This is a genomic window from Pseudomonas sp. PICF141 (genome assembly GCF_002286815.1).
Classification (GTDB): Bacteria; Pseudomonadota; Gammaproteobacteria; order Pseudomonadales; family Pseudomonadaceae; genus Aquipseudomonas.
In genome coordinates, this window is the sequence record NZ_MUNM01000017.1 from 20,759 (window position 1) to 41,488 (window position 20,730).

Here is a 20,730-nt window from a genome sequence, read left to right on the forward strand (position 1 = left end):
GCCCTTTGGATGGAACCCAATCAATGCTGCTGACCCACCGTCCCGTCGATGCTGATGATGTGTTGACTGTTTGCGATTTTCCGCAAAACGCCCAAGAACTGTTTTACATGTTTCCCAAGGCGCACTACCCGCTGACGGAAGATCAACTGCGTACATCGATTGCTCTACGTTCCGACTCGACGGTGGTTGAAGGGGACGGTTCGGTTGTTGGCTTTGCGAACTTTTATGCGTTTGAGCGCGATGGCGTTTGCGCAATCGGCAATGTGATCGTGTCACCCGGGGCGCGGGGGAAAGGTGTCGCCAAGTTTCTGGTGGAGACGATGGTGAAGCTGGCGTTTGAGCGTCATCGGGCAAGCGAGGTGCAGATTTCGTGCTTCAACGAGAATACGGCGGGGCTGCTGCTGTATCCGCAGCTTGGATTTGTGCCATTTGGGGTTGAGGAGCGAGCGTCGCCGGATGGGCGCCGTGTAGCGCTCATACAAATGAGAAAGACCGGGAGCCACGGGCTTCTCTGAATGGGTTTTGTGCTGTCTGTTCGGTCCTCTTCATGAGCATAAGCTTCAAGGTCTGCCACGCTATTGGTCACTGTGGGCGGGCAATGACGCAGAGAGGAAACGAGTGACCGAAGGTATGATGGGCCTTTTACGTTGACGATCATCCAAGGACCCATCGATGTCTTTAAGCAAACGCGATCAGGCCCATATCGAACGTCGCCTGGTCGCCACCCTGACCGAGGCGTGTGAAACCGCCAAAGCGGAAATAATCGGGTTCTGTTGGCTGACCCATGAAGTCGATTACGCGGTCTTTCCTTCCAGCCTGCAGGTGATCTGGGTCTTCGATACACAGGCCAACAAGGATCAAGCGCTGGCGAGCGGGCAGGGTGCGCGCATGGTCGAACTGACGGCCGTGGCGTTAAGTGAAGCGGATGTTCTCGTCAGTCCGGTAGCGGCCCACGTGCAGTTCGATTCTGAAGAACAATGTCAGCGCACCCATGCCGGCAACTGGCAGCAGCGCCTGGCACACAAGCGTTCGACGCGGGGTTGAAACGTGGCCAAGGATATCGAAAACCCGTGTGTGTCCGTTTGCCAGCTGAGCGGTGAACTGTGTGTCAGTTGTGGCCGCACCAAAGACGACATCAGAAAATGGAAACGCATGAAGCGTCCGGAAAAAATGGCGGCGGTGCAGCGCGCGAATGTGCGGTTAAAGGGGCTTCAGAAAAGGAAGGGCTGAGGTTTATACCAGGCCGCAATGCGATCCGTAGCAGCTGGCGCAGCCTGCGTTCGGCTGCGTAGCAGTCGTAAAATCAGAGAGTGCGCCACGTCTGGTAGAACGCGTTAACAGGACTCACGACTGCTGCGCCGCCGAACGCAGCCTCAGGCAGCTGCTACAAAAGCGTGTCGCTTAACCGGGCTGCGCACAAACTTTGCGCACACATTCACGCAGCCACCGATGCGCTGAGTCGGCATCCATGCGTGGGTGCCAGAGCATCGAAAGGGTGATCGGCGGCAGGTTAAGCGGAAGATCAAAACTGTGCAGGCCGGCACGCAGGTTTGCGGTGTGTTGTGCAGGCACGGTGGCGATCAGGTCCGAGGCGCGAGCCAGCGCCAGCGCGGCGGAGAAACCGCTGACGAGGGTGACGATTTCCCGCCCCAGCCCCAGCGCTTCAAGGGCTTCATCCATCGGCCCCTTATCGAGCCCGCGTCGCGAGACCAGGATGTGCCTGCCAGCGGCATAACGGGAGGCGGTGACTTCGCCTTTGCTCAGCGGATGCCCCGTGCGCACGACGCCGATGAAGCGATCTTCGAACAACGCACGGGTACGCACTTCCGGGCTCGTCGTGCCGCCGACCACACCGGTTTCCAGGTCGACGGAACCGTCGCGGAGGGCGGCGCTGTCCTTGTTCAGCTTTTGCACGAAGTGCAAGCGCACGCCAGGTGCTTGTTCACTGACACGGGCAATCAGCGCCGGACCGAAGTTTTCGACGAAACCGTCGCTGGTGCGAAGCGTGAATACACGGCTCAATTGCTTGAGGTCGAGCTGTTCGGCGGGGCGTAAAACAGCTTCGGCGTCTTGCACCAGTCGACTGACCTGTTCGCGCAATTCGAGCGCCCGAGGCGTTGGCACCAGCCCGCGTCCGGCCCGGACCAGCAGCGGGTCGCCCGTCGTTTCGCGCAATCGCGCCAGTGCCCGGCTCATGGCCGACGGGCTCAGGCGCAGTCGTTGCGCGGCGCGTGCGACGCTGCCTTCGGCGAGCAGCGCATCCAGGGTAATCAGCAAATTCAGGTCGGGAGTCGTCATGCCCGCAACGTTAGCACGACGTGGAGATGACATGGCGTCAAACGCAACTATTAAGTGCAAGTGGTGCGTCTTCCGCCCTATCACGCTCGGGAATACGCTGCTGATCTACCTTTCAGATGTGGCCAAACCATGAAACTCATCACCCAATCGGGCTCGGTTCGCTGGGCGCTCGCCAGCCTTTCGCTGTCGATGTTGATGCCTTCGCTCGACACCAGCATTGCCAACGCGGGATTGCCGACACTGGCCGAGGCGTTCGAGGCTTCCTTTGCGCAAGTGCAGTGGATCGTTCTGGCGTATCTGTTGGCGATCACCACGCTGATTGTCAGCGTCGGACGAATCGGTGACCTGGTCGGCCGTCGACGTTTGCTACTGGCGGGCATCGGTATTTTTACCTTGTCGTCCCTGGCGTGTGGGGTCGCGCCGTCGCTTGGGTGGCTGGTCGGCGCCCGGGCGGTGCAGGGGGGCGGGGCGGCGATCATGCTGGCGCTGACCGTGGCATTTGTGGGTGAGACGGTGCCGAAAGCACAGACCGGCAGCGTTATGGGATTGCTTGGCACGATGTCGGCGGTCGGCACCACGCTGGGGCCGTCGCTTGGTGGGATGCTGATCGCAGGCGCAGGTTGGCAGGCGATTTTTCTGCTCAACATACCGCTGGGTGTTCTGAATATCTGGCTCGCGTATCGCTATTTGCCGACGGATGAGCCGCAGACGAAAACGCGGCGGGCAGGATTCGACAAGGCTGGCACGTTGCTGCTGGGGTTGACGCTAGCGGCGTATGCGCTCGCCATGACAATCGGGCACGGTGATTTTGGGCCGCTCAATATCGCGCTGCTGCTGACGGCTGTTGTCGGCGCCGGGATTTTCATATTCGTTGAGGCCAGGGTTGCCTCGCCATTGATCAAATTGGCGCTGTTCCGCGAGCCAGGATTGAGCGCGAGCCTGGCCATGAACACGCTGGTTTCGACGGTGATGATGGCGACGTTGGTGGTCGGGCCGTTTTATCTTACGGGGGCGCTTGGGCTCGGCACGGCACTTGTCGGTTTCGCCTTGTCGGCAGGGCCGTTGGTGGCGGCGCTGACCGGTATACCGGCCGGTCGCCTGGTGGATCGTTTTGGCACTCGGCGCATGACCGTCGCCGGGCTTGTCGCAATGGCACTCGGCACGGGTGCTTTATCGACGATGCCGGCGGATTTCGGCATCCTCGGTTATCTCGCGCCTATCGCGGTGATCACGGCCAGTTATGCGTTATTTCAGGCGGCCAACAACACCGCGATCATGGCCGACGTCCGACCGGATCAGCGCGGCGTAATTTCCGGCCTGCTCAGCCTGTCGCGCAATCTCGGGCTGATCACCGGCGCCTCGGTCATGGGCGCGGTGTTTGCCTTTGCCTCGGCGACGGCAGACATCACCACGGCATCTCCCGTCGCCATCGCCAGTGGTATGCAGGTAACGTTTGCCGTCGCCATGCTATTGATCGTCCTGGCCCTCGCTGTCGCTTTGACGCTGCGAGTTTCACACTGCTGCACTGCATGCAGTAATGAACTGCAGTGAGGCTGTATTGTTCGCATGAAATCGAATGCCGATACTTCCCCCACACAGCGCAGATGGGCTGCGCTGAAGTGAAGGAGTCAGGCAATGGTTTCTGTCGTTCGTATCGCACACACCGGCGCACCTGAGGTGATGACCATCGAGCAGGTGACGGCGCGTGAGCCGGGGCCGGGTGAAGTCTGGCTGGAGCAGGAGGCGATTGGCGTCAACTTCCTTGATGTGAGTCAGCGCAAGGGCGCCGTACCGCTGCCATTACCGTCGGGTCTGGGCCTTGAAGGGGCGGGCCGGGTTGCCGCCATCGGCGCGGGGGTGAACAACGTCAAGGTGGGTGATCGGGTGGCGTACGCAACCGGGCCTGTTGGCGCCTACGCCAGTGCGCGGCTGTTTCCGGCCGAGCGGCTGGTGCCGATTCCAGACGCATTGACGGCTGAAGAGGCCGCCGCAGTGTTGTTCAAAGGCATTACCGCGCAATACCTGCTGAAGACGACGTATCCGGTCGGCCCCGGCACCACCTTGGTTCTGTATGGCGTAGCGGGCGGCCTCGGGCAAATCATGGCGACATGGGCTAAACACCTGGGGGCTTTTGTCATCGGCATTGTGTCTCGGACCGAGAGTGTCGAGACAGCCAAGGCGCTGGGTTGCGATGCGGTGCTGGTGTTCAATGCCCAGACACTGGCCACGGATGTGGCGCAGATCACCCACGGCAAGAAAGCCGATGTGGTCTACGATCCCATCGGGCGGGTGTCGTTCGAAGCGTCGCTCGACTGCTTGCGACCGCGCGGGTTGATGGTGTCTTTCGGGGCATCCTCCGGAGCGCCGACGGCGGTCGAAGTGGCCACGCTCAATGCCAAAGGCTCGCTGTTCCTGACCCGTCCTTCACTCGCCGCGCACACCACGGACATCGCCGAATACCGGCAACGGGCCGATGATGTACTGGCCGCGGTCGAGGCGGGCATAATCAAGCCCGGCATTTGGGGCCGCTATGCATTGGCCGACGTGGCCAAGGCCCATGCCGATCTGGAAGGCGGCCAATCTCGCGGAGCGATCGTCCTCAAGCCGTGATTGTTTTTACCTGAACAAAAGAGTGTTTTGTGAACCCACTGGACAGCCGCCACATCGATGAAATTGCAGCGCTTCTTGCGGTCGCCTCGGCGCATTCGTTCGTGGCTGCCGGACGGTTGCTGCAACGCCATCCGACGGTGATTTCAAAGCGCCTGGCGGCCATGGAAAAGCGCTTGGGCGTGCGGCTGATGGAGCGCACGACGCGTCAAGTGCGGTTGACCGATGCCGGCAACCGTCTCGTCGAACGTCTGCGCTCCGCCACGGGATTGATCATCGAAGCCGAGCAGGAAGCGTCACTGGGCGCGGCGCAGGTTCGTGGCGTCTTGCGCCTGGCTTTTCCTGCGGCGATGGGGCGTTTGTGGCTGGCGTCGATGTTGCCGGAATTTCTGGCGGCTCATCCGCTGGTCTCCGTCGAGGTGGATTACAGCGATCGCGTGGTCGACATCATTGGTGAGGGATTCGATGCGGCGATTCGTATTGGCGAATTGAACGACAACCGCCTGGTCGCTAAGAAGCTCAGCGATCATCGGCGCATTCTCTGCGCTTCACCGGGTTACATAGAACAGCACGGCTTACCGACCAGTCCGAAGGAACTCACTGATCATAATTGCCTTGGCTTCACCGGTCTGGCGGCATTCCCTGAATGGCGCTTGTCGAAGGGTGATCGGCAGGAGAGGGTCATCACCAGGGGCACCTTGACCTCGAACGACGGCGAGGCGTTGCTCGCCGCGGCCAAGGCCGGCGTCGGTATTTTGGGCGCCGGCGAGTGGCTGATGAGCCGGGAGATCGCCAGCGGCCAGATGGTTCGCGTTCTGCCGGAGTGGGACCTGGATGCCCAGGGCGGGATTTATCTGGTGCGAGCGTCAGCGGCGTTCACGCCGGCAACGCTCATGGCATTCAAGGAGTGGCTGGAGGCAAGTTTTGCGCAAGGGCCGCCTTGGCTTTTCGTAGGCGCCAGGCTTGCCGGCGAAGGCGCTCTTTAGGACGCCTTCGTCGGCAAGCCTGGCTCCTACATGGGCGTTTTTATGGGCATGACGAAGTCACATCAAGGTATTTCGCGGCATCCCCAGCAGGCCGGTCAGGGTGTTGATAATCGCTTGTTGCCGCGCACGGTCTGTCTGGTGCACCGCTTCTGCAGCGGCCACATCGGCGTCACAGTGAGGGCAGGTCACTTCGTGCGCATGGATGTACTGCAAGCAACCCCGACACAGCGCCAGTTGCGGTGGAATACGTCCTTCGTCCGGCGATTTCTGGCCCTGGTTTGCCCAGGCCAGTTTGATCACCTGGCCGCTGTCGCTGACGCTGCTGACCGTTTCGCCGGTGTCGATGCGTTCGGTGATCAGGTCAAAACGTCCGACGGCGAAGGAGGTCTTCGCCGCGTCTTCGAGTTTGACGATGCGCTCGCGCAGCCCGCGTTTTTGCAGGTCCAGCGCGCGGTAATGGCAGTAGGGGTTGTTGCCGGGTTTGCCGAGCAGGGAATGCGACGTCCAGGTGCAGCCGCCACGGCAGACGTCGTTGTAGTAACAGCTTCGGCAGTAACCCCACAGGTCTTCGACGCCGCGCAAGCGGCCAAAGTGCATGCCTTCGCTGTAGTGCCAGATATCGTGCAGGCTCATGTTGCGCACGTTGCCGCCGGAAAATCCCACGGTTGCCAATGACGGACATCCCTTTACCGTGCCGTCGGCTTCCAGCGCCAGCACAGTCTGGCCAGCGGCGCAGCCGCTCCAGTGCACGCGCTCGTCGCCGAAACCACGCCACATGTGTTCGTAAGGGCCGTAGTAACCAATGTTGTTGCCCACGTTCATCAGCAGGCCGCGGTCGACCCCTTCGCGATACAGACGCGCCAGCAACGGCATCACTTCCAGCAGTTGATAAGGCTGCAACAACAGCTCCGGGTGATCGACGGCATTGCCCATCGCGACCGTCAGCTGGATCTGCCAGTGAGTGGCGCCCAGGCCGATGATCAGGTCCATCAACTCGGGCAAGTCGGGCAACGTGGCTGCGCCGATTTGCGTGTTGACGCTCACCGCAAGGCCGGACTGTTTGGCCCGTCGCAGGGTATCAACCGCCTTGTCGAATGAACCCGGCACATTGCGCACCGCGTCATGCAGCGGGGCCAATCCATCCAGTGAAACACCGACGCCATTGAGCCCGGCATCTACCGCTGCCTGCATTTTCGCGGGCGTCAGGTTGCGTCCGCCGGTTTGTATGGCGCAGTACATGCCGTGATCGTGGATGGCCTGGATCAGTTGCGTCCAGTCCTTGCGCAAATAAGCTTCACCACCGATCAGGGTGATCTCGCGGGTGCCGAGGGCGGCCAGGGAATCGATGACGTCCAGGCATTCCCGGGTGTTCAATTCATCGGGGCGTCTGTGGCCGGCGCGTGAGCCGCAATGCAGGCATTTGAGGTCGCAGGCCAGGGTGATCTCCCAGACCACATGCACCGGCACGTAGCGTTTGAGGTCGGTTTCACTGAGGTAGCGGGCAGGTCGAGTGTCTGACATGGAAAATCCTTGCGCACAACGCGTGCGCGGCACGAATCCATCGAAGTGTTCGCGCCTTCCTTGGGTCAGTGGCGCGACCGGATTTACCTTTTATTGTTGAGCCCGAGCATTGGCCAATCCCCGTCAGATAAGCCGTAATGCAATCTGTAGCAGCTGCCGAAGGCTGCGTTCGGCGGCGAAGCAGTCGTGAATTCAGGCACTGCGGTCTATCAGGTAAACCGCATGGGCAGGTTTTACGACTGCTGCGCAGCCGAACGCAGCCTCGCAGGCTCGGCAGCTGCTACGGGGGACGTGGTTAGCGAGCCTCCAGCCGGGCGATTTCAACGTTCAACTGGTCCAGTGCATTGCGCAGCGCACCGCTGTGGGCCAGTTGCTGTTCACCCTGGCTGACCACGGCCTTCAGTTGCGCCAGGTCACCGCTGGCTTGTGCTTGCTGTACCGCGACGGCGTAGAGCGGCACCGCATGGTGCGGATGCTCTGGGCGCACAATTGCGGGAGCCTGGCTGACCGCTGCGTGTTTCACGTAATGCCAGTGACCCTGTTCCTGATATTTGTAGTCGACATAACCGCTGGCCCAATCGCCGCCCAGGATGCCCTTCAAACCGAAGGTCTGGGCGATCTGGCTGAGAGGGCCGCTCGGGCTGCCGGCCAAGGTGAGGATGATGTGATTCTCCGCCGTCGGCGTCAGCTTGGCCTCGGAGTACTCACCCCATACGCGGGCACGGAAGTTGAGGGTCGGGTAGGTGCTTTGGAAAATACTGGCAATCCCGCTGACCTTTTTCTTTGCGGTATCCACCAGCAGATCCAGGGTTAAAACCGGTGCGCCCAGCAGGTGATTGCTGACGTTGAGGCGGGTATGAAAAAGTCCGATTGACATGGTGCTACTCCCTTATTTGTATTGAAAACAAGTCGGGCATCTTTCGTGGTCGAGTCAGCGGCGTTCCTGGCGGCTGATTTCGTCCTTGGCCGTTTCAAGCGCACTCTGCAGTTGGGGTTGCTGATCCAGTTGCTGCTGGGCCAGGCGCGACAGGTTTTTCATCTGGGCCAGGTCACCACTGGCCATTGCACTTTGAATCGGCGCGGCGTACAGCGGCATGATGGGCGGATACGATGATTCCGGCGGAATGACCGGACCGGGTTCCAACGGCAGCGGGGAGACGCGGGACGGCACCGCCTCAATGAGGTGGGCGGGCGCATTGTTGACCTCGACCCACTGCTGCTGACCATTCAAGTACGAATAGTTGGCGACGCCTTCTTTCCAGTCGGTGCCCACCACCAGTTGCAACTTGAAATTCACGATGGAATTGGAGCCAGGGCCGCCATGATTGCCCTGGGCGGTGATCAGGATTTTGCTGACGCCGGGTGACATGACTGTCAGGTAGGTGTACTCGCCCCAGACATCGGCGTGCACATCCAGCGGCGGGTTGGTCGCCTGAGTGATTGCAGCGGTGCCGTTTACAGTCTCGTCAGGGGTAAAGACCAAAAGATTAAGTGCCAGACTTTGTGCACCCGCTGCCGAAGTACCAATTCGGTAGGCGAGTGGAAACAAACCGACAGATTGTTGAGTAAAACCAGACATGGTTATTGCCTCCATTGCAATAAGGGGAGCGGAAATAGCTGTTAGTGCTTTTCCAGGCGTGCGACTTCCTTTGCCAATTGCTCGTAAGCGGTAGTTAGCTCTTTGTTTTCTGGTGTGGATGCATCGCGTTGTTTCAACAGCGTCTTCATTTGCGGCAGGTCGCCTGCCTTGATCGCGCTTTGGATGGCCACCCCATAGGGGGGCATGCTATGGCGAGTTGAATTGCTCATAACGGTTCCTTCCGTGGTGTTTACGGGCACTGCTGTCATCAGCAGTTTTTGCAGTTAAGCAGGCGCGGATAAATATGCAATGGATAAGAGGAACGTAATTTTTAATATTATTTTATAATCGCGGTGGGTTAGCAGGCGGTAGGTTCAATATTAAGAATGGCGATGAAGAACGATAGGTTCAGTGACTTCTTCATAAGTGTTATTCCGTATCGCCATTATGTATATTTGCTTAATCAAGCCAAGTAACGCCGAAACCAGGCCAGTGTCCGGTCCCAGGCAAGCCTGGCGGCGGCATCATCGTATCGAGGGGTGGAGTCGTTGTGAAAGCCATGGTTCACGCCCGGATAGATATAGGCTTCATAGGTCTTGCCGGCCGCTTTCAACGCCTGTTCGTAGGCGGGCCACCCTTCATTGATCCGTGTATCCAGTTCGCCATAGTGAAGCAACAGTGGGGCTTTGATTCTGGGGACATCTTCAGCCTTTGGCTGACGGCCATAAAAGGGTACGGCGGCCCCTAGCTCCGGATAGGCCACGGCTGCGGCATTGGCGACTCCACCGCCATAACAGAAGCCGGTGATGCCGACTTTACCGCCGGTGGCGTCATGCTTCATCAGCCACTCGATGGCGGCGAAAAAATCATTCATGAGCTTTTCCGGGTCGACGGTCTGCTGCAGTTCCCGGCCTTTATCATCGTTGCCGGGATAGCCGCCCACCGACGTCAGGCCGTCAGGGGCGAGTGCGATGAACCCCGCTTTGGCGAGGCGCCGGGCGACATCCTCGATGTAAGGATTAAGCCCACGGTTTTCATGCACGACCACCACCGCCGGTACCTTGCCGGTGGCTTTGGCAGGGCGCACCCAATAGCCACGAACCTTCCCGTGACCCTTGGGCGAGGGGTAGGTGATGTATTCGGCAATGATATCCGGGTCGGTAAATTGCACCTGTTCGGCCAGCGCATAATTCGGGCTCAAAGTGGCGAGGAGGGCCGTTGCCGTCAATCCGCCAAAGGTGAACAGCGCCGCACGATCAAGAAACGCTCGACGGCTGATTTTACCGTGGGCGTAGCAGTCGTAGAGTTCGAGCAGTTCCGGGGGAAAATCTTTCGCCGTGAGACGGTCCATTTGCGTGCTTCCTGTTGGTTGATAAGGTCAGTGTCAGACACTAGACCCTGCGGCTAGGGGCTTCTGTGGATAGGGGGCTCCTGGGGCTAGGGCGCTTCTGTGGCGAGGGGGCTTGCCCCCGTTGGACTGCGAAGCAGTCCCAAAAACACTACTCGTTCTGACAGACACACCGCATGCATCAGCTTTGCGACTGCTGCGCAGCCGAACGGGGGCAAGCCCCCTCGCCACAGAAGCCTCTAGCCACAGGAATCCAGCCACAGAAATTCTCTAGCCACAGAAGCCCCCAAGTCATGAACAGACGATTGCTCTAGAGACGGCCGTGAAACGCCGCGTCGAAAATTTCTGCCGCGCCAGTTCGTGTCAACGGCAGCGGGTTGCCGCCGGCGCAGGGGTCGACAATCGCCATGTCGGCGATCAGATCGGCCTGCTTGTCATCCACCCCCAGTTCAAACAGCGTATGGGGCACGCCGATGTCTTTGCGCAGCTTGAGGACGAAGGCCAGAAAGCTGTCGAAGCCTGGGGAGGGCAGACGCAAATAAGCCGCCAGGCGAGTGATGCGTTCCTCGATAGCCGGGCGGTTGAACTTCAGCACATAGGGCATGAACGTGGCATTGGTCATGCCGTGGTGGGTGTCGTACAGGGCGCCCACCGGATGGGCGAGTGCGTGCATGCCACCCAGGCCTTTCTGGAAAGCGGTGGCGCCCATTGCCGCAGCCGCCAGCATCTGCGCGCGCGCATCGAGGTCGGAGGGGGTGTGTACGGCGCGTACCAGCGCATTGGCCACCAGGCGCATGCCTTCCACCGCAATGCCTTCGGCCATCGGATGAAAACCGGGAGCGCAGTACGATTCCAGGCAATGGGCAAACGCATCCATGCCGGTGCCGGCAGTGACTTTTGCCGGCATGCCGACGGTGAGGGCCGGGTCGCTGATGACTACCCGCGGCATCATTTTCGGGTGAAAGATGATGCGTTTGGTGTGCGTACGCTCGTCGATGATCACCGCCGCACGGCCGACTTCGGAGCCGGTCCCCGCTGTGGTCGGCACCGCAATGACCGGGGCGATGCTGCTTTCGTCGGCGCGTGTCCAGTAATCGCCGATGTCTTCGAAATCCCAGACCGGTCGGGTCTGGCCGCTCATGAACGCGATGAGCTTGCCCATGTCCAGGCCACTGCCACCGCCGAAGGCGACCACGCCATCGTGGTTGCCGGCGCGCCAGGCATCGAGCCCTCCCGCCAGATTGGCTTCAATCGGATTCGGCTTGAGGTCGCAAAACAGCGCTACACCGAGGCCGGCAGCGCGCAAGGATTCCACCGCCGCCGTGGTGATCGGGGCACGCGCCAGGCCGCTGTCGGTGACCAGCAACGGTCGCTGGATCCCTTGGCTGCGGCAGACCTCGGCCAATTCGGCGATGCGGCCGATGCCAAAGCGGATGCTCGTGGGGTAGTTCCAGTTCGCGGTCAGGCTCATGGCTCAGATCTCGTGGCGCAGATGGAAGGATTTCGCGCGGGTCAGGTGTTCATAGCCCAGGCGTGACAGCGTGACGCCGCGCCCGCTGTTTTTCATCCCGGTCCAGGCCAGGGCGGGGTCCAGATAATCGCAGCGGTTCATGAATACGGTGCCGGTGGCGATCTCGTCGCCGATGCGTTCGGCGGAAGCGAGATCCTGGGTCCAGATGGACGCGCTGAGCCCGAACTCACTGTCGTTCATCAACGCGATGGCTTCGTCGTCGCTGGCCACCGGCATGATGCCGACCACCGGGCCAAAGCTTTCCTCGCGCATCACCGACATTTGATGGGTGACGTCCACCAGTACCTGCGGCGCTAGATAGGCGCTGCCGGGTGCATCGGCGGGAAAATCCTGTGGATCGATCAACGCCCTGGCCCCTTGTGTCAGTGCATCGGCGATCTGCCTGCGAACGAATTCAGCGGCGCTCGGCGCCACCAGCGGGCCGAGGGTGGTGGCTTCGTAAAGCGGGTTGCCCAGTACGTATTGGCGGGTCAAGTCGACGAAGCGCTCGACAAAGGCCGGGTAGATATTCTCATCGACATAGATACGTTCGACGGCGCAGCAGCTTTGCCCGGAGTTGAAGAAACTGCCATCCACCAGGTTTTCCACCGCATGCTCAAGGTTGGCGTCTGCCCTGACGTAGGCGGGGTCTTTGCCGCCGAGCTCCAGACCCATGCCGAGGAAGCGGCCCATGGCAGCGGCTTCCATGGCTTTGCCGGCCCCCACCGAGCCGGTGAAGTTCACCTGCTGCACACGTCCTGAAGCGATGATCGTGGCGGTCTGCTGATGATCGAGCAGCACGTTGTGGAACAGGCCTTCGGGCAGATGAGCACGGCGAAACGCCTCGGCGAAACGCTCGCCCACCAGCAAGGTTTGCGAAGCGTGTTTGAGGATCACGCTGTTGCCCGCCATCAGCGCCGGGATGATCGTATTGACTGCCGTCAGATACGGGTAATTCCACGGCGCGATAACCAGCACCGTACCCAACGGCTCGCGTTTGATCCAACGCCGAAAACCGGCGACAGGGACAGGTTCAATCGCCGCCAACGCTTCAGGCGCAATGGCGATCATGTGTCGCGCACGCTCCTCGAAACCACGCAGCTCGCCAGCGCCGAAGCGGATCGGGCGGCCCATTTGCCAGGCCAGTTCCGGCACGATCTCGGCCTTCATCGCCAGCATCGCGTCCACGGCGGCGCTGCATAAGGCTGCGCGCTCGCTCAGTGGCCGGCGTTGCCATTGCGCCTGGGCCACTGTGGCCTCCGCCAGAGCCTGCTCGAGCTGCGCCGCATCGGCACGGCGGCGTTCGGCGTAGACCCGGCCATCGACCGGAGAGATGAGTTGAACGATCTCAGTCATGGTGTGTGCTCAATAGCGCTCGAAGCCGCGCTGCAGTTCCCAGTCGGTGATGCGCCGGTCGTACTCTTTCTGTTCCCACTCGGCGGTGTGCACGTAGTGGTCGATCACTTCATCGCCGAACGCCTCGCGCAACATGCTCGAGGCCTTGAGCGCGGCGCAGGCCTCGCGCAGGGTTTTCGACACTTCAGGCAAGTGCTCGTCGACGTAGGCATCGCCTTCGAAGGGCGGCGCCAGGTTGAGTTTCTCGTCGATACCGGCCAGCCCCGCGGCGATCAACGCCGCGAAGGCCAGATAAGGGTTGAGGTCGGCGCCACCGATGCGGCATTCGATGCGGATGGCCTTGCTGCCTTCGGCGCATAAACGAAAACCTGCGGTGCGATTGTCCCGGCTCCATACGGCCCGCGTCGGCGCGAAAGTGCCGGCCTGAAAGCGCTTGTACGAATTGATATAGGGCGCAAGAAAACAGGTGATGTCGTTAGCGTATTTGAGCTGACCGGCCACCCAGGAACGCATCAGCTTCGACATGCCGAATTCGGCCTTGGGGTCGAAGAACAGCGGTTTTTTGCCGTTCTTGTCCCACAACGAGTTGTGCACGTGGCTGCTGGAACCGGCGGCGTCATAGCGCCACTTGGCCATGAACGTGATTGCCTTGCCCTGCAGTTGGGCGATCTCTTTGCAGGCGTGTTTGATGATCACGTGATGGTCGGCCATGGTCAGGGCATCGGCATACCGGATGTTGATTTCTTCCTGTCCCGGCCCCCATTCACCCTTGGAGTTTTCCACGGGAATGCCGGATGCCTGCAGATGCTTGCGAATCGCCCGCAATACCGGCTCCTCGCGGGTGGTCTGCAGGATGTTGTAATCCTCAATGTAATGGCCGGCGGTTTTGGGCTTGTGATAGTTGCGTTTGTGGATCGCCTCATAACTCTCGTCGAACAGATAGAACTCCAGCTCCGAGGCAAACATGCCGGTATAGCCGCGTTCGCGCAGGCGCTCGATCTGCTTTTTAAGGATCGCCCGCGGGCTGTGCGGCAGGTCGCGCCGGTGGTGATGATCGAGCACATCACAGAGCACCAGCGCCGTGCATTCCAGCCAAGGCACGCGACGCAAGGTGGCCATGTCGGGTTTCAGGACAAAGTCGCCATAACCTTTGCTCCAGCTGGCCGCGGCGTAACCCGGCACCGGTTCCATGTCGATGTCGTCAGCCAGCAGGTAATTGCAGCAATGGGTTTCTTCATGGCCGCTGTCGATGAAAAACTCGACCTGGAATCGCTTGCCGACCAGTCGTCCTTGCATGTCGACCATGCAGACCAACACGGTATCGATTTCGCCAGACGCCGCGGCGCGCTTGAGTGCATCAAAGCTGAGGAGGGGCTCGGTCATCACGTCAATCCTGCGTGAAAGGTTTGGGCCTGTCTGAGATAGCTGTTGCAGACGCTCTCCAGAAAAAACCAAACCCTGCAGAATCGAGCATCGTGAGCAATGAGCTGCTCAAAGCTTAGCCTACTGTTGCTATGCGCAAGTTTCGGCCGGATGTGAGCGGCGGTCCAGGGAGCACACCGGCACTGCCGCCATGAGGGTTGATAGCATCGGGTTAGAAAGGGCCGCTCAGGTTTCGAGGCCGACGCCAATGCATGCGCTTCTTTCGACCATCCCTACGATCGTTGCGAAAAGTTCGTCTTGTGCCTGCACTGGCGTGATCTCGCCAATCGCGGCGGCATGGGACAGCGCCTCGGCTGCACCGAGCATCGCCCGAAGGCTCGCTGGCGCAATTTCACCCGTGCCGGTGAAGGGAAGGAGGGCGCTGCGGCACTTGTCCATGAAGATCGCTTCGTACTCACGCTTGATCTTTTCCAGCTCGGGCGAGCTGGTCAGCGCCGCGATCACGCCGGGTATCTCGCGGCCCTGGAGAAGGACGCAATCAACATATGAAGACGCGATGACCGTTGCCTTGCTGGCCAGCGTCGGTTCACTGGTTTGAAGCGCGGCGTCCATGAGCGAGGTCTGACGTGCGTCGAACTCCTGATAAAGCGCCGCCAGCAATCCGGGGCGGGTGGTGAAATGGTCATACACCACCGGCTTGGTCACCCCCGCCTGTTCGGCGAGCCGACCAAGGGTCAACGCTTCCGTCCCTTCCTCTCGAACCAGCTGCCAGGCGACATCCAGCAACTGGCGCTGGCGCTCTTCGCGCGACATTCGGCGACGTGGTTGGGGGGAATCCTGCTCAGGTGTTTCGGTGCTTGACATGCTTATGTACCAAAAGTAGCTTACTGATCGTAACTTACCAAGAGTATATAAGGCTCGTCTCCAGCCCTCAATCACTCATTCCGTAGCAGGAGTTTTCGACATGCACGCACTCATTGTTGTCGCTCACCATGATCTACAATCGCTCACCCATAGCCTCGCCAGGCAGATCGGCGAAGGTGTATGCGCAGCTGATTCCGACCACTCTTTCGAGATCGCGGACCTTTGGGCGCAAGGATTCGATCCGAGGTTCGGCGCGGCCGATCTCGCCGTCCATCACCGGGAAGCCCCACCCCCTGCCGATGTGGCCGCCGAGCAGGCGCGAATCGATGGCGCCGATGCGCTGGTGCTGGTGTATCCGGTTTATTGGTGGTCGATGCCGGCGCTGCTCAAAGGCTGGATCGATCGGGTGTTCGCCAATGGCTGGGCATTCGATTTCAGTGCCGATGCCAAGTTGGAGAAGAAGCTTCGCCATCTGCGGGTTCACCTTGTGGGCGTTGGTGGCGCCGACGCGGGAACCTATGCGCGCCATGGTTATGCCGATGCCATGAAAACGCAGATCGACCATGGGATCTTCGATTATTGCGGTGCCAGCGTTGTGACGTCCGAGCTGCTATTCGAATCGGAAATCCAGGAGCCGACGGTTCATCTGGAGGCTGCGTGGGTGATCGGTCGTGATCTTTTCGGTGCATCCAGACGCAGCGACGCGGCCCAGGATGTTCATCTTTGCCAACCGGCCAGCGCCAATGCTTTTCGACAGACAAAAAAAGAGCCTCGAAGCTCTTTGATGGGGAGGAAGTAGAGCCAGAGGCTCAAGATGCGCATGAAACAAGTGGTGAGCTTATTGGGGTTCAGTTCACTCACCACCTACGCAACGGCTTTAAACCTCCAACCGCTACGTATCAACATCGTAAGAAGGTGGGGGCTGGCACTCAAGTACCATTAGTCTAATCCCCCCGGCCAACCGGCCTGGCGCAACGCTTTGAGCAAGGTGTTGGCATCCAGGCCCGGCACCGTATGGCCGTTACCTTCGGCGGTATTCGAGGCCAACAGGGCGTTGATGATGGCTTCCTCCACAGCTTCGGTGGCGGCCAGGAACAGTTCGCTGATGTGGTCGTTGTTGACCATCCTCAGGTGATCGCAAGTAGGCGCGCCTTTGCCTTCATAGGCGGCCGGCGGTACGTGCTGATTGCCGGTGGCGAAGGCCACGAAAATGTCGCCGCTGTGGTCTTCATTGCCGCCACCGGTGCGGGCCAGGCCGAGGCTGGCACGTTGCGCGAGGCGGGTGCATTGGTGTGGCAAAAGAGGCGCGTCGGTGGCCAGGCAGACGACGATGGAGCCCATGCCCGGATGGGGCAGGGAGGCTTTGAGGAAGGGCGAGTCGACCTGCTCCATGTAACGCCCCACCGGGTAACCGTCGACGCGCAATTCGTGACGAATGCCGTGGTTGGCCTGGACGATTGCGCCGACGGTCCAGCCTCCTTGAGCGCTATTCAACCGGCGCGATGCGGTGCCGATCCCGCCCTTGAATTCATGACAGATCATCCCGCTGCCCCCGCCCACCGCGCCTTCGATGACCGGGCCGCCGACGGCTGTGCGCAGCGCTTCGGCCACATGTTCAGGACGTACATGAAAACCATTGATGTCGTTGAGCAAGCCGTCGAACGTTTCCAGCACTACCGGCATGTTCCAGTAAAGGCGCCCATCGTCGGGTTGCTCCTGACGATCCAAATCGATCAGTGCATCGCGCACGATGCCCAGGCTGTGGGTATTGGTGAAGGCAATCGGGCTGGTCAGCAGACCGGCCTCGCGAATCCACTCAAGCCCCGTGGCGTCGCCATTACCGTTGAGCACATGGACGCCGGCGAAGCATGGCTGTTGATTGGCGGAACCGGCGCGTGGCTCGATCAGCGTGACGCCGGTATGGATGTCGCGGTCGCTGGCGGTTCGTCCTCGCACATTGCTGTGGCCGACCCGTACGCCGGGCACATCGGTGATCGCGTTGAGGGGGCCGGGTTGCAGTTGGCCGAACTGAATGTTCAGATCGCGGGCTCGTGGTTTCATCGTTTCTCTCATCTTCAGTTCGTGGCAGAAAAGGGGGGACTTACTGACAAATGCCAGTCAGGTGCGGAACCTGTGGGAGCGAGCCTGCTCGCGATAGCGGTTTATCATTCAACACGGATATCGACTGACCCACCGTCATCGCGAGCAGGCTCGCTCCTACATGGGATTGCGTTTGGCTGAGAGGCATCGGGAATCACTGACCGTTTTTCACGGCGCTCCAGACGCGAGTGCGCACGCGCTCGGTCGCCTTGGGCAGAGGTTCAAGGGTAAACAGCTTGGCCAAGGCCTCGGCCGGCGGGTAAATGGCAGGGTTGTTGCGAGTCGCCTCGGCCACCAGGCTGGTCGCGTTGCGGTTGCCGTTGGGGTAGGACAGATGGTCCGTGACCGGGGCGATGACTTCGGGGCGCATCAAATAGTCGATGAACGCCAGGCCTTGCTGCGGATGTGGCGCGTCCTTGAGCAGCACCAAGGTGTCGAACCACACCGGCGCCCCTTCCTTCGGCAGGCTGTAGGCGATCTTCACACCATTGCCCGCTTGTTCGGCGTTGGTCTTGGCTTCCAGCATCGCGCCGGACCAACCCACCGCCACGCAGATGTTGCCGTTGGCCAGGTCGCTGATGAATTTTGAAGAGTTGAAGTAGGTAATATGCGGGCGCAGCTTGAGCAAAAGCGCCTGGACTTTCTTGTAGTCCTCGGGGTTGGTGCTGTTGGGCGGCAGGCCCAGGTAATGCAGCGCGACCGGCAGCATCTCCGAAGGCGAGTCGAGCATCGCCACGCCGCACTCGCCGAGCTTGGCCAGGTTCGCTTCGTTGAACACCAGCTCCCAGGAATCCACCGGCGCCTTGTCGCCCAGTGCGGCCCGGACCCTGTCGACGTTGTAGCCGATGCCGTTGGTGCCCCACAGATACGGCACAGCGTACTGGTTACCCGGATCGTTGTTGGCCAGTTTCGCCAGCAGCGCGGTATCCATGTTTTTGTAGTCAGGCATTTGCGCCCGAGGCAGTGGTGCAAGCGCCCCGGCCTTGATCAGCGTCGGCAGGCTGAAATTGCTGGCCACCACCACGTCGTAGCCGCTGCGGCTGGTCAGCAGTTTGCCTTCCAGGACTTCGGCGCTGTCGAAGGTGTCGTAAACCGGCTGGATCCCTGTGTCGCGCTTGAAATCCTGCAAGGTGTTGGGGCCGATGTAGTCGTACCAGTTGTAGACGTTCACGGTGGGGGCGTCGGCGGCGATCGCCGAAAGCGAAGCGCACAAACAGGCGCCCAGTCCCAGGTTGATATGCGAGCGATGACCACTCATGATGCGGCACTCCTGGCCTGCTGCAGGCCGGTGATGATCAGGTGCTTGCAGCGTATCGGCAGGCGGGGGACTCACCCATTCCCATCATGGGTTACTCGAAAGGGGTAGGGCGTGGACGCGTTGCTCAAGGAATTGCCGGTGCACCAAGGGTTGGCGCGGGTCTTTGCGGCGTTGGGTCAGGACGGATTCTGGCGTGCGCTGGTGGACACGCTACGGCTATTGGTGCCGATGGATAACGCGCTGGTCGCGGTAATGCGATCGGGGCGAGTGCCACGGCTGCTGATTGATTTCGACGCTAAGAGCGGCGCCGACGAGCATGAAGAACTGGCGGACTACTGCGCCGGCATGTATCTGCTCGATCCGTTCTACCAGGCCGCTTGTGCCGGTATTGCCGATGGCTTGCACAGCCTGGCCGCCGTGGCTCCCGACCAGTTTCAGCAGAGCGAGTATTACCTGAGCTATTTCCACTCGGTGGTGGGTAGCGACGAGTTGCAGTTCATGGTCAACGTCGACGGCGCGGTGCTCGGTTTATCGTTGGGCCGCTCGACGGCGTTCACTCTTGAAGAGCAGGGCCGTCTGCTGTGCGTGCGCGACTGGGTGCTGGCGGCCATGCGCCATCACCTGCAACTGATGCCCCCGGAAGGGCCTACCGCCGAGGCCGTGGCTGGCGACTTGGCGACCCTGCTGGATCGCTTCGATGCGCGTTTGTCGATGCGCGAAATCGAAACGGCGCGGCTGATCCTCCAGGGCTTCTCCAGCAAAGCCATCGCCCAGCAACTGGGTATTTCCCCGGAAACGGTGAAGGTGCATCGGCGCAATCTCTATCACAAGCTCAATGTCGGTGGGCATGGCGAGCTGTTTGCGCTGGTGTTGCAGCCGCGTTGATACCTTGTGGGAGCGGGCGGTGACTCAGTTTTTCAGCGTGAACACCAACGCCTTCAACCCGCATTCAACATCGGCATCCGGAAACTCCGGCGGATTTTCCAGCCGCTGCTCAAACCGCAGGCTCGGCGCTTCGCGGGTAACGCCATCGATGAGGAAGTCCGCACCGAAAGCCGGATCGTTCATGCAGGCCAGTACCGTGCCTTGAGGGCTGAGCAGTTCCGGCAGGCGACGCAGCACGCGCTGGTAATCCTTGGTCAGCAGAAAACTGCCTTTCTGAAAGGACGGCGGGTCAATGATCACCAGATCGTAAGGACCCTTGCTGATGACCTTGCCCCAGGACTTGAACAGGTCATGGCCGAGAAAACTCACCTTGCTCAAGTCATGCCCGTTGAGCCGATGATTGTCGCGGCCACGGCTCAGGGCCGAGCGAGCCATGTCCAGATTGACCACATGCGTGGCGCCACCCGCAATCGCGGCCACGGAAAACCCGCAGGTATACGCGAACAGGTTCAACACCCGCTTGCCATCAGCATTGGCCCGCACCCAGTCGCGGCCGTAGCGCATGTCGAGGAACAGGCCGGTGTTCTGTTTGCGGCCCAGGTCCACACGATAATGCAGACCGCCCTCGGTGATCGTCATCTCGTCGATCGGCTCCCCGAGCAGCCACTCGGTGGTGCTTTCCGGCAGGTATCGATGCTGCAGCAGCAAGGTATGCGCGCCGGAGGTCGCCCAGGCAGGCGACCGTGTGATCGCCATCAGCCGCTGCTTCAAATCCTCCAGTTGCGACGCTTGCGGTTCCTTGAACACGCAGACCAGCACCACGCCTTGCAGCCAGTCGACGGTCAATTGCTCCAGCCCTGGCCAGCAGCGGCCACGGCCGTGGAACAGCCGACGGGTTTCGGCGGGTGCAGCCGCAAGCGCAGTCAGCAAATGGTCGTGGAGGACGGAGAGGGCATCTGGGTTCATCGGGCAAGGTCGGCCATGCAAAGGGGGCGGCATTTTAACCACAATTCGCCCCCACGAACGACCAGCGCG

Annotated in this window: 21 protein-coding genes; 8 read left to right on the top strand and 13 right to left on the bottom strand. The window is 60.7% G+C overall.

Annotation, left to right across the window (positions count from 1 at the left end; all coding sequences use genetic code 11):
- Positions 1-23 precede the first annotated feature (23 nt).
- The 3 genes from BZL43_RS01560 to BZL43_RS01570 all read left to right on the top strand — a co-directional run bounded on the left by BZL43_RS01560 (position 24) and on the right by BZL43_RS01570 (position 1,230).
- Positions 24-515 (top strand): GNAT family N-acetyltransferase, encoded by a 492-nt coding sequence (locus BZL43_RS01560; RefSeq protein WP_095630671.1) that lies wholly within the window; start codon positions 24-26, stop codon positions 513-515.
- 157 nt (positions 516-672) lie between these two features.
- Positions 673-1,044 carry a hypothetical protein gene (locus BZL43_RS01565; protein WP_095630672.1) on the top strand — a complete coding sequence of 124 codons (372 nt, stop codon included), beginning with the start codon at positions 673-675 and terminating at the stop codon, positions 1,042-1,044.
- A gap of 3 nt (positions 1,045-1,047) precedes the next feature.
- Positions 1,048-1,230, top strand: a complete 183-nt coding sequence (locus BZL43_RS01570; protein WP_095630673.1) for a DUF1289 domain-containing protein — start codon at positions 1,048-1,050, stop codon at positions 1,228-1,230.
- Positions 1,231-1,401: 171 nt separating this feature from the next.
- On the opposite strand, the gene BZL43_RS01575 is transcribed toward BZL43_RS01570, so the two are convergent.
- Positions 1,402-2,298 carry a LysR family transcriptional regulator gene (locus tag BZL43_RS01575; RefSeq protein ID WP_095630674.1) on the bottom strand — a complete coding sequence of 299 codons (897 nt, stop codon included), beginning with the start codon at positions 2,296-2,298 and terminating at the stop codon, positions 1,402-1,404.
- Positions 2,299-2,427: 129 nt separating this feature from the next.
- On the opposite strand from BZL43_RS01575, the gene BZL43_RS01580 reads away from it, so the two are divergent.
- From BZL43_RS01580 to BZL43_RS01590, 3 genes are all read left to right on the top strand, one after another.
- Positions 2,428-3,849 carry an MFS transporter gene (locus tag BZL43_RS01580; protein ID WP_095630675.1) on the top strand — a complete coding sequence of 474 codons (1,422 nt, stop codon included), beginning with the start codon at positions 2,428-2,430 and terminating at the stop codon, positions 3,847-3,849.
- An 84-nt stretch (positions 3,850-3,933) separates the two neighbouring features.
- Entirely contained in the window at positions 3,934-4,908 is a 975-nt protein-coding gene (locus tag BZL43_RS01585; RefSeq protein WP_095630676.1) for a quinone oxidoreductase, read from the top strand.
- A 29-nt stretch (positions 4,909-4,937) separates the two neighbouring features.
- The gene (locus BZL43_RS01590) at positions 4,938-5,891 is read left to right on the top strand and encodes a LysR family transcriptional regulator (protein ID WP_095630677.1); all 954 of its coding nucleotides are present in this window, start codon (positions 4,938-4,940) and stop codon (positions 5,889-5,891) included.
- Between the two features lie 57 nt (positions 5,892-5,948).
- Here BZL43_RS01590 and BZL43_RS01595 read toward each other — a convergent pair whose 3' ends face one another.
- The 9 genes from BZL43_RS01595 to BZL43_RS01635 all read right to left on the bottom strand — a co-directional run bounded on the left by BZL43_RS01595 (position 5,949) and on the right by BZL43_RS01635 (position 15,452).
- Entirely contained in the window at positions 5,949-7,412 is a 1,464-nt protein-coding gene (locus tag BZL43_RS01595) for a GDL motif peptide-associated radical SAM/SPASM maturase (RefSeq protein ID WP_095630678.1), read from the bottom strand.
- 295 nt (positions 7,413-7,707) lie between these two features.
- The gene (locus BZL43_RS01600; RefSeq protein ID WP_095630679.1) at positions 7,708-8,289 is read right to left on the bottom strand and encodes a DUF1842 domain-containing protein; all 582 of its coding nucleotides are present in this window, start codon (positions 8,287-8,289) and stop codon (positions 7,708-7,710) included.
- A gap of 54 nt (positions 8,290-8,343) precedes the next feature.
- Positions 8,344-8,991 carry a DUF1842 domain-containing protein gene (locus tag BZL43_RS01605; RefSeq protein ID WP_095630680.1) on the bottom strand — a complete coding sequence of 216 codons (648 nt, stop codon included), beginning with the start codon at positions 8,989-8,991 and terminating at the stop codon, positions 8,344-8,346.
- A gap of 41 nt (positions 8,992-9,032) precedes the next feature.
- A complete protein-coding gene (locus BZL43_RS01610) occupies positions 9,033-9,221 on the bottom strand; it encodes a DUF1843 domain-containing protein (protein ID WP_095630681.1) in 189 nt (62 codons plus the stop codon).
- 233 nt (positions 9,222-9,454) lie between these two features.
- Positions 9,455-10,342 carry a YghX family hydrolase gene (yghX, locus tag BZL43_RS01615; protein WP_095630682.1) on the bottom strand — a complete coding sequence of 296 codons (888 nt, stop codon included), beginning with the start codon at positions 10,340-10,342 and terminating at the stop codon, positions 9,455-9,457.
- A gap of 307 nt (positions 10,343-10,649) precedes the next feature.
- Positions 10,650-11,810, bottom strand: a complete 1,161-nt coding sequence (locus tag BZL43_RS01620) for an iron-containing alcohol dehydrogenase (protein ID WP_095630683.1) — start codon at positions 11,808-11,810, stop codon at positions 10,650-10,652.
- 3 nt (positions 11,811-11,813) lie between these two features.
- Positions 11,814-13,205 (bottom strand): aldehyde dehydrogenase family protein, encoded by a 1,392-nt coding sequence (locus BZL43_RS01625; protein WP_095630684.1) that lies wholly within the window; start codon positions 13,203-13,205, stop codon positions 11,814-11,816.
- 9 nt (positions 13,206-13,214) lie between these two features.
- The gene (locus BZL43_RS01630; RefSeq protein WP_095630685.1) at positions 13,215-14,588 is read right to left on the bottom strand and encodes a glutamine synthetase family protein; all 1,374 of its coding nucleotides are present in this window, start codon (positions 14,586-14,588) and stop codon (positions 13,215-13,217) included.
- A gap of 225 nt (positions 14,589-14,813) precedes the next feature.
- A complete protein-coding gene (locus tag BZL43_RS01635; RefSeq protein ID WP_095630686.1) occupies positions 14,814-15,452 on the bottom strand; it encodes a TetR/AcrR family transcriptional regulator in 639 nt (212 codons plus the stop codon).
- Between the two features lie 100 nt (positions 15,453-15,552).
- Here BZL43_RS01635 and BZL43_RS01640 point away from each other — a divergent pair, with 100 nt between their 5' ends.
- Entirely contained in the window at positions 15,553-16,251 is a 699-nt protein-coding gene (locus BZL43_RS01640; protein WP_095630687.1) for an NAD(P)H-dependent oxidoreductase, read from the top strand.
- A gap of 140 nt (positions 16,252-16,391) precedes the next feature.
- On the opposite strand, the gene BZL43_RS01645 is transcribed toward BZL43_RS01640, so the two are convergent.
- Together BZL43_RS01645 and BZL43_RS01650 are read right to left on the bottom strand one after the other, a co-directional pair.
- Positions 16,392-17,513: a P1 family peptidase gene (locus tag BZL43_RS01645; protein WP_095630688.1), complete on the bottom strand. Its 1,122-nt coding sequence runs from the start codon at positions 17,511-17,513 to the stop codon at positions 16,392-16,394.
- 193 nt (positions 17,514-17,706) lie between these two features.
- A complete protein-coding gene (locus BZL43_RS01650; RefSeq protein WP_095630689.1) occupies positions 17,707-18,810 on the bottom strand; it encodes a polyamine ABC transporter substrate-binding protein in 1,104 nt (367 codons plus the stop codon).
- A 111-nt stretch (positions 18,811-18,921) separates the two neighbouring features.
- On the opposite strand from BZL43_RS01650, the gene BZL43_RS01655 reads away from it, so the two are divergent.
- Positions 18,922-19,695, top strand: coding sequence for a helix-turn-helix transcriptional regulator (locus BZL43_RS01655; RefSeq protein WP_095630690.1), 774 nt, complete (start codon positions 18,922-18,924; stop codon positions 19,693-19,695).
- Positions 19,696-19,719: 24 nt separating this feature from the next.
- On the opposite strand, the gene BZL43_RS01660 is transcribed toward BZL43_RS01655, so the two are convergent.
- Positions 19,720-20,661 carry a class I SAM-dependent methyltransferase gene (locus tag BZL43_RS01660; protein WP_095630691.1) on the bottom strand — a complete coding sequence of 314 codons (942 nt, stop codon included), beginning with the start codon at positions 20,659-20,661 and terminating at the stop codon, positions 19,720-19,722.
- Between the last annotated feature and the right edge of the window lie 69 nt (positions 20,662-20,730).

Excerpts from the sequence above, each read along its gene's own strand:
- BZL43_RS01660 (WP_095630691.1), bottom strand. The coding sequence starts at position 20,661 with ATGAACCCAGATGCCCTCTCCGTCCTCCACGACCATTTGCTGACTGCG.
- BZL43_RS01630 (WP_095630685.1), bottom strand. The coding sequence starts at position 14,588 with ATGACCGAGCCCCTCCTCAGCTTTGATGCACTCAAGCGCGCCGCGGCG.
- BZL43_RS01595 (WP_095630678.1), bottom strand. The coding sequence starts at position 7,412 with ATGTCAGACACTCGACCTGCCCGCTACCTCAGTGAAACCGACCTCAAA.
- BZL43_RS01640 (WP_095630687.1), top strand. The coding sequence starts at position 15,553 with ATGCACGCACTCATTGTTGTCGCTCACCATGATCTACAATCGCTCACC.
- BZL43_RS01650 (WP_095630689.1), bottom strand. The coding sequence starts at position 18,810 with ATGAGTGGTCATCGCTCGCATATCAACCTGGGACTGGGCGCCTGTTTG.
- BZL43_RS01610 (WP_095630681.1), bottom strand. The coding sequence starts at position 9,221 with ATGAGCAATTCAACTCGCCATAGCATGCCCCCCTATGGGGTGGCCATC.
- BZL43_RS01605 (WP_095630680.1), bottom strand. The coding sequence starts at position 8,991 with ATGTCTGGTTTTACTCAACAATCTGTCGGTTTGTTTCCACTCGCCTAC.
- BZL43_RS01635 (WP_095630686.1), bottom strand. The coding sequence starts at position 15,452 with ATGTCAAGCACCGAAACACCTGAGCAGGATTCCCCCCAACCACGTCGC.
- BZL43_RS01585 (WP_095630676.1), top strand. The coding sequence starts at position 3,934 with ATGGTTTCTGTCGTTCGTATCGCACACACCGGCGCACCTGAGGTGATG.
- BZL43_RS01565 (WP_095630672.1), top strand. The coding sequence starts at position 673 with ATGTCTTTAAGCAAACGCGATCAGGCCCATATCGAACGTCGCCTGGTC.
- BZL43_RS01580 (WP_095630675.1), top strand. The coding sequence starts at position 2,428 with ATGAAACTCATCACCCAATCGGGCTCGGTTCGCTGGGCGCTCGCCAGC.
- yghX (WP_095630682.1), bottom strand. The coding sequence starts at position 10,342 with ATGGACCGTCTCACGGCGAAAGATTTTCCCCCGGAACTGCTCGAACTC.
- BZL43_RS01645 (WP_095630688.1), bottom strand. The coding sequence starts at position 17,513 with ATGAAACCACGAGCCCGCGATCTGAACATTCAGTTCGGCCAACTGCAA.
- BZL43_RS01575 (WP_095630674.1), bottom strand. The coding sequence starts at position 2,298 with ATGACGACTCCCGACCTGAATTTGCTGATTACCCTGGATGCGCTGCTC.
- BZL43_RS01560 (WP_095630671.1), top strand. The coding sequence starts at position 24 with ATGCTGCTGACCCACCGTCCCGTCGATGCTGATGATGTGTTGACTGTT.
- BZL43_RS01600 (WP_095630679.1), bottom strand. The coding sequence starts at position 8,289 with ATGTCAATCGGACTTTTTCATACCCGCCTCAACGTCAGCAATCACCTG.
- BZL43_RS01620 (WP_095630683.1), bottom strand. The coding sequence starts at position 11,810 with ATGAGCCTGACCGCGAACTGGAACTACCCCACGAGCATCCGCTTTGGC.
- BZL43_RS01625 (WP_095630684.1), bottom strand. The coding sequence starts at position 13,205 with ATGACTGAGATCGTTCAACTCATCTCTCCGGTCGATGGCCGGGTCTAC.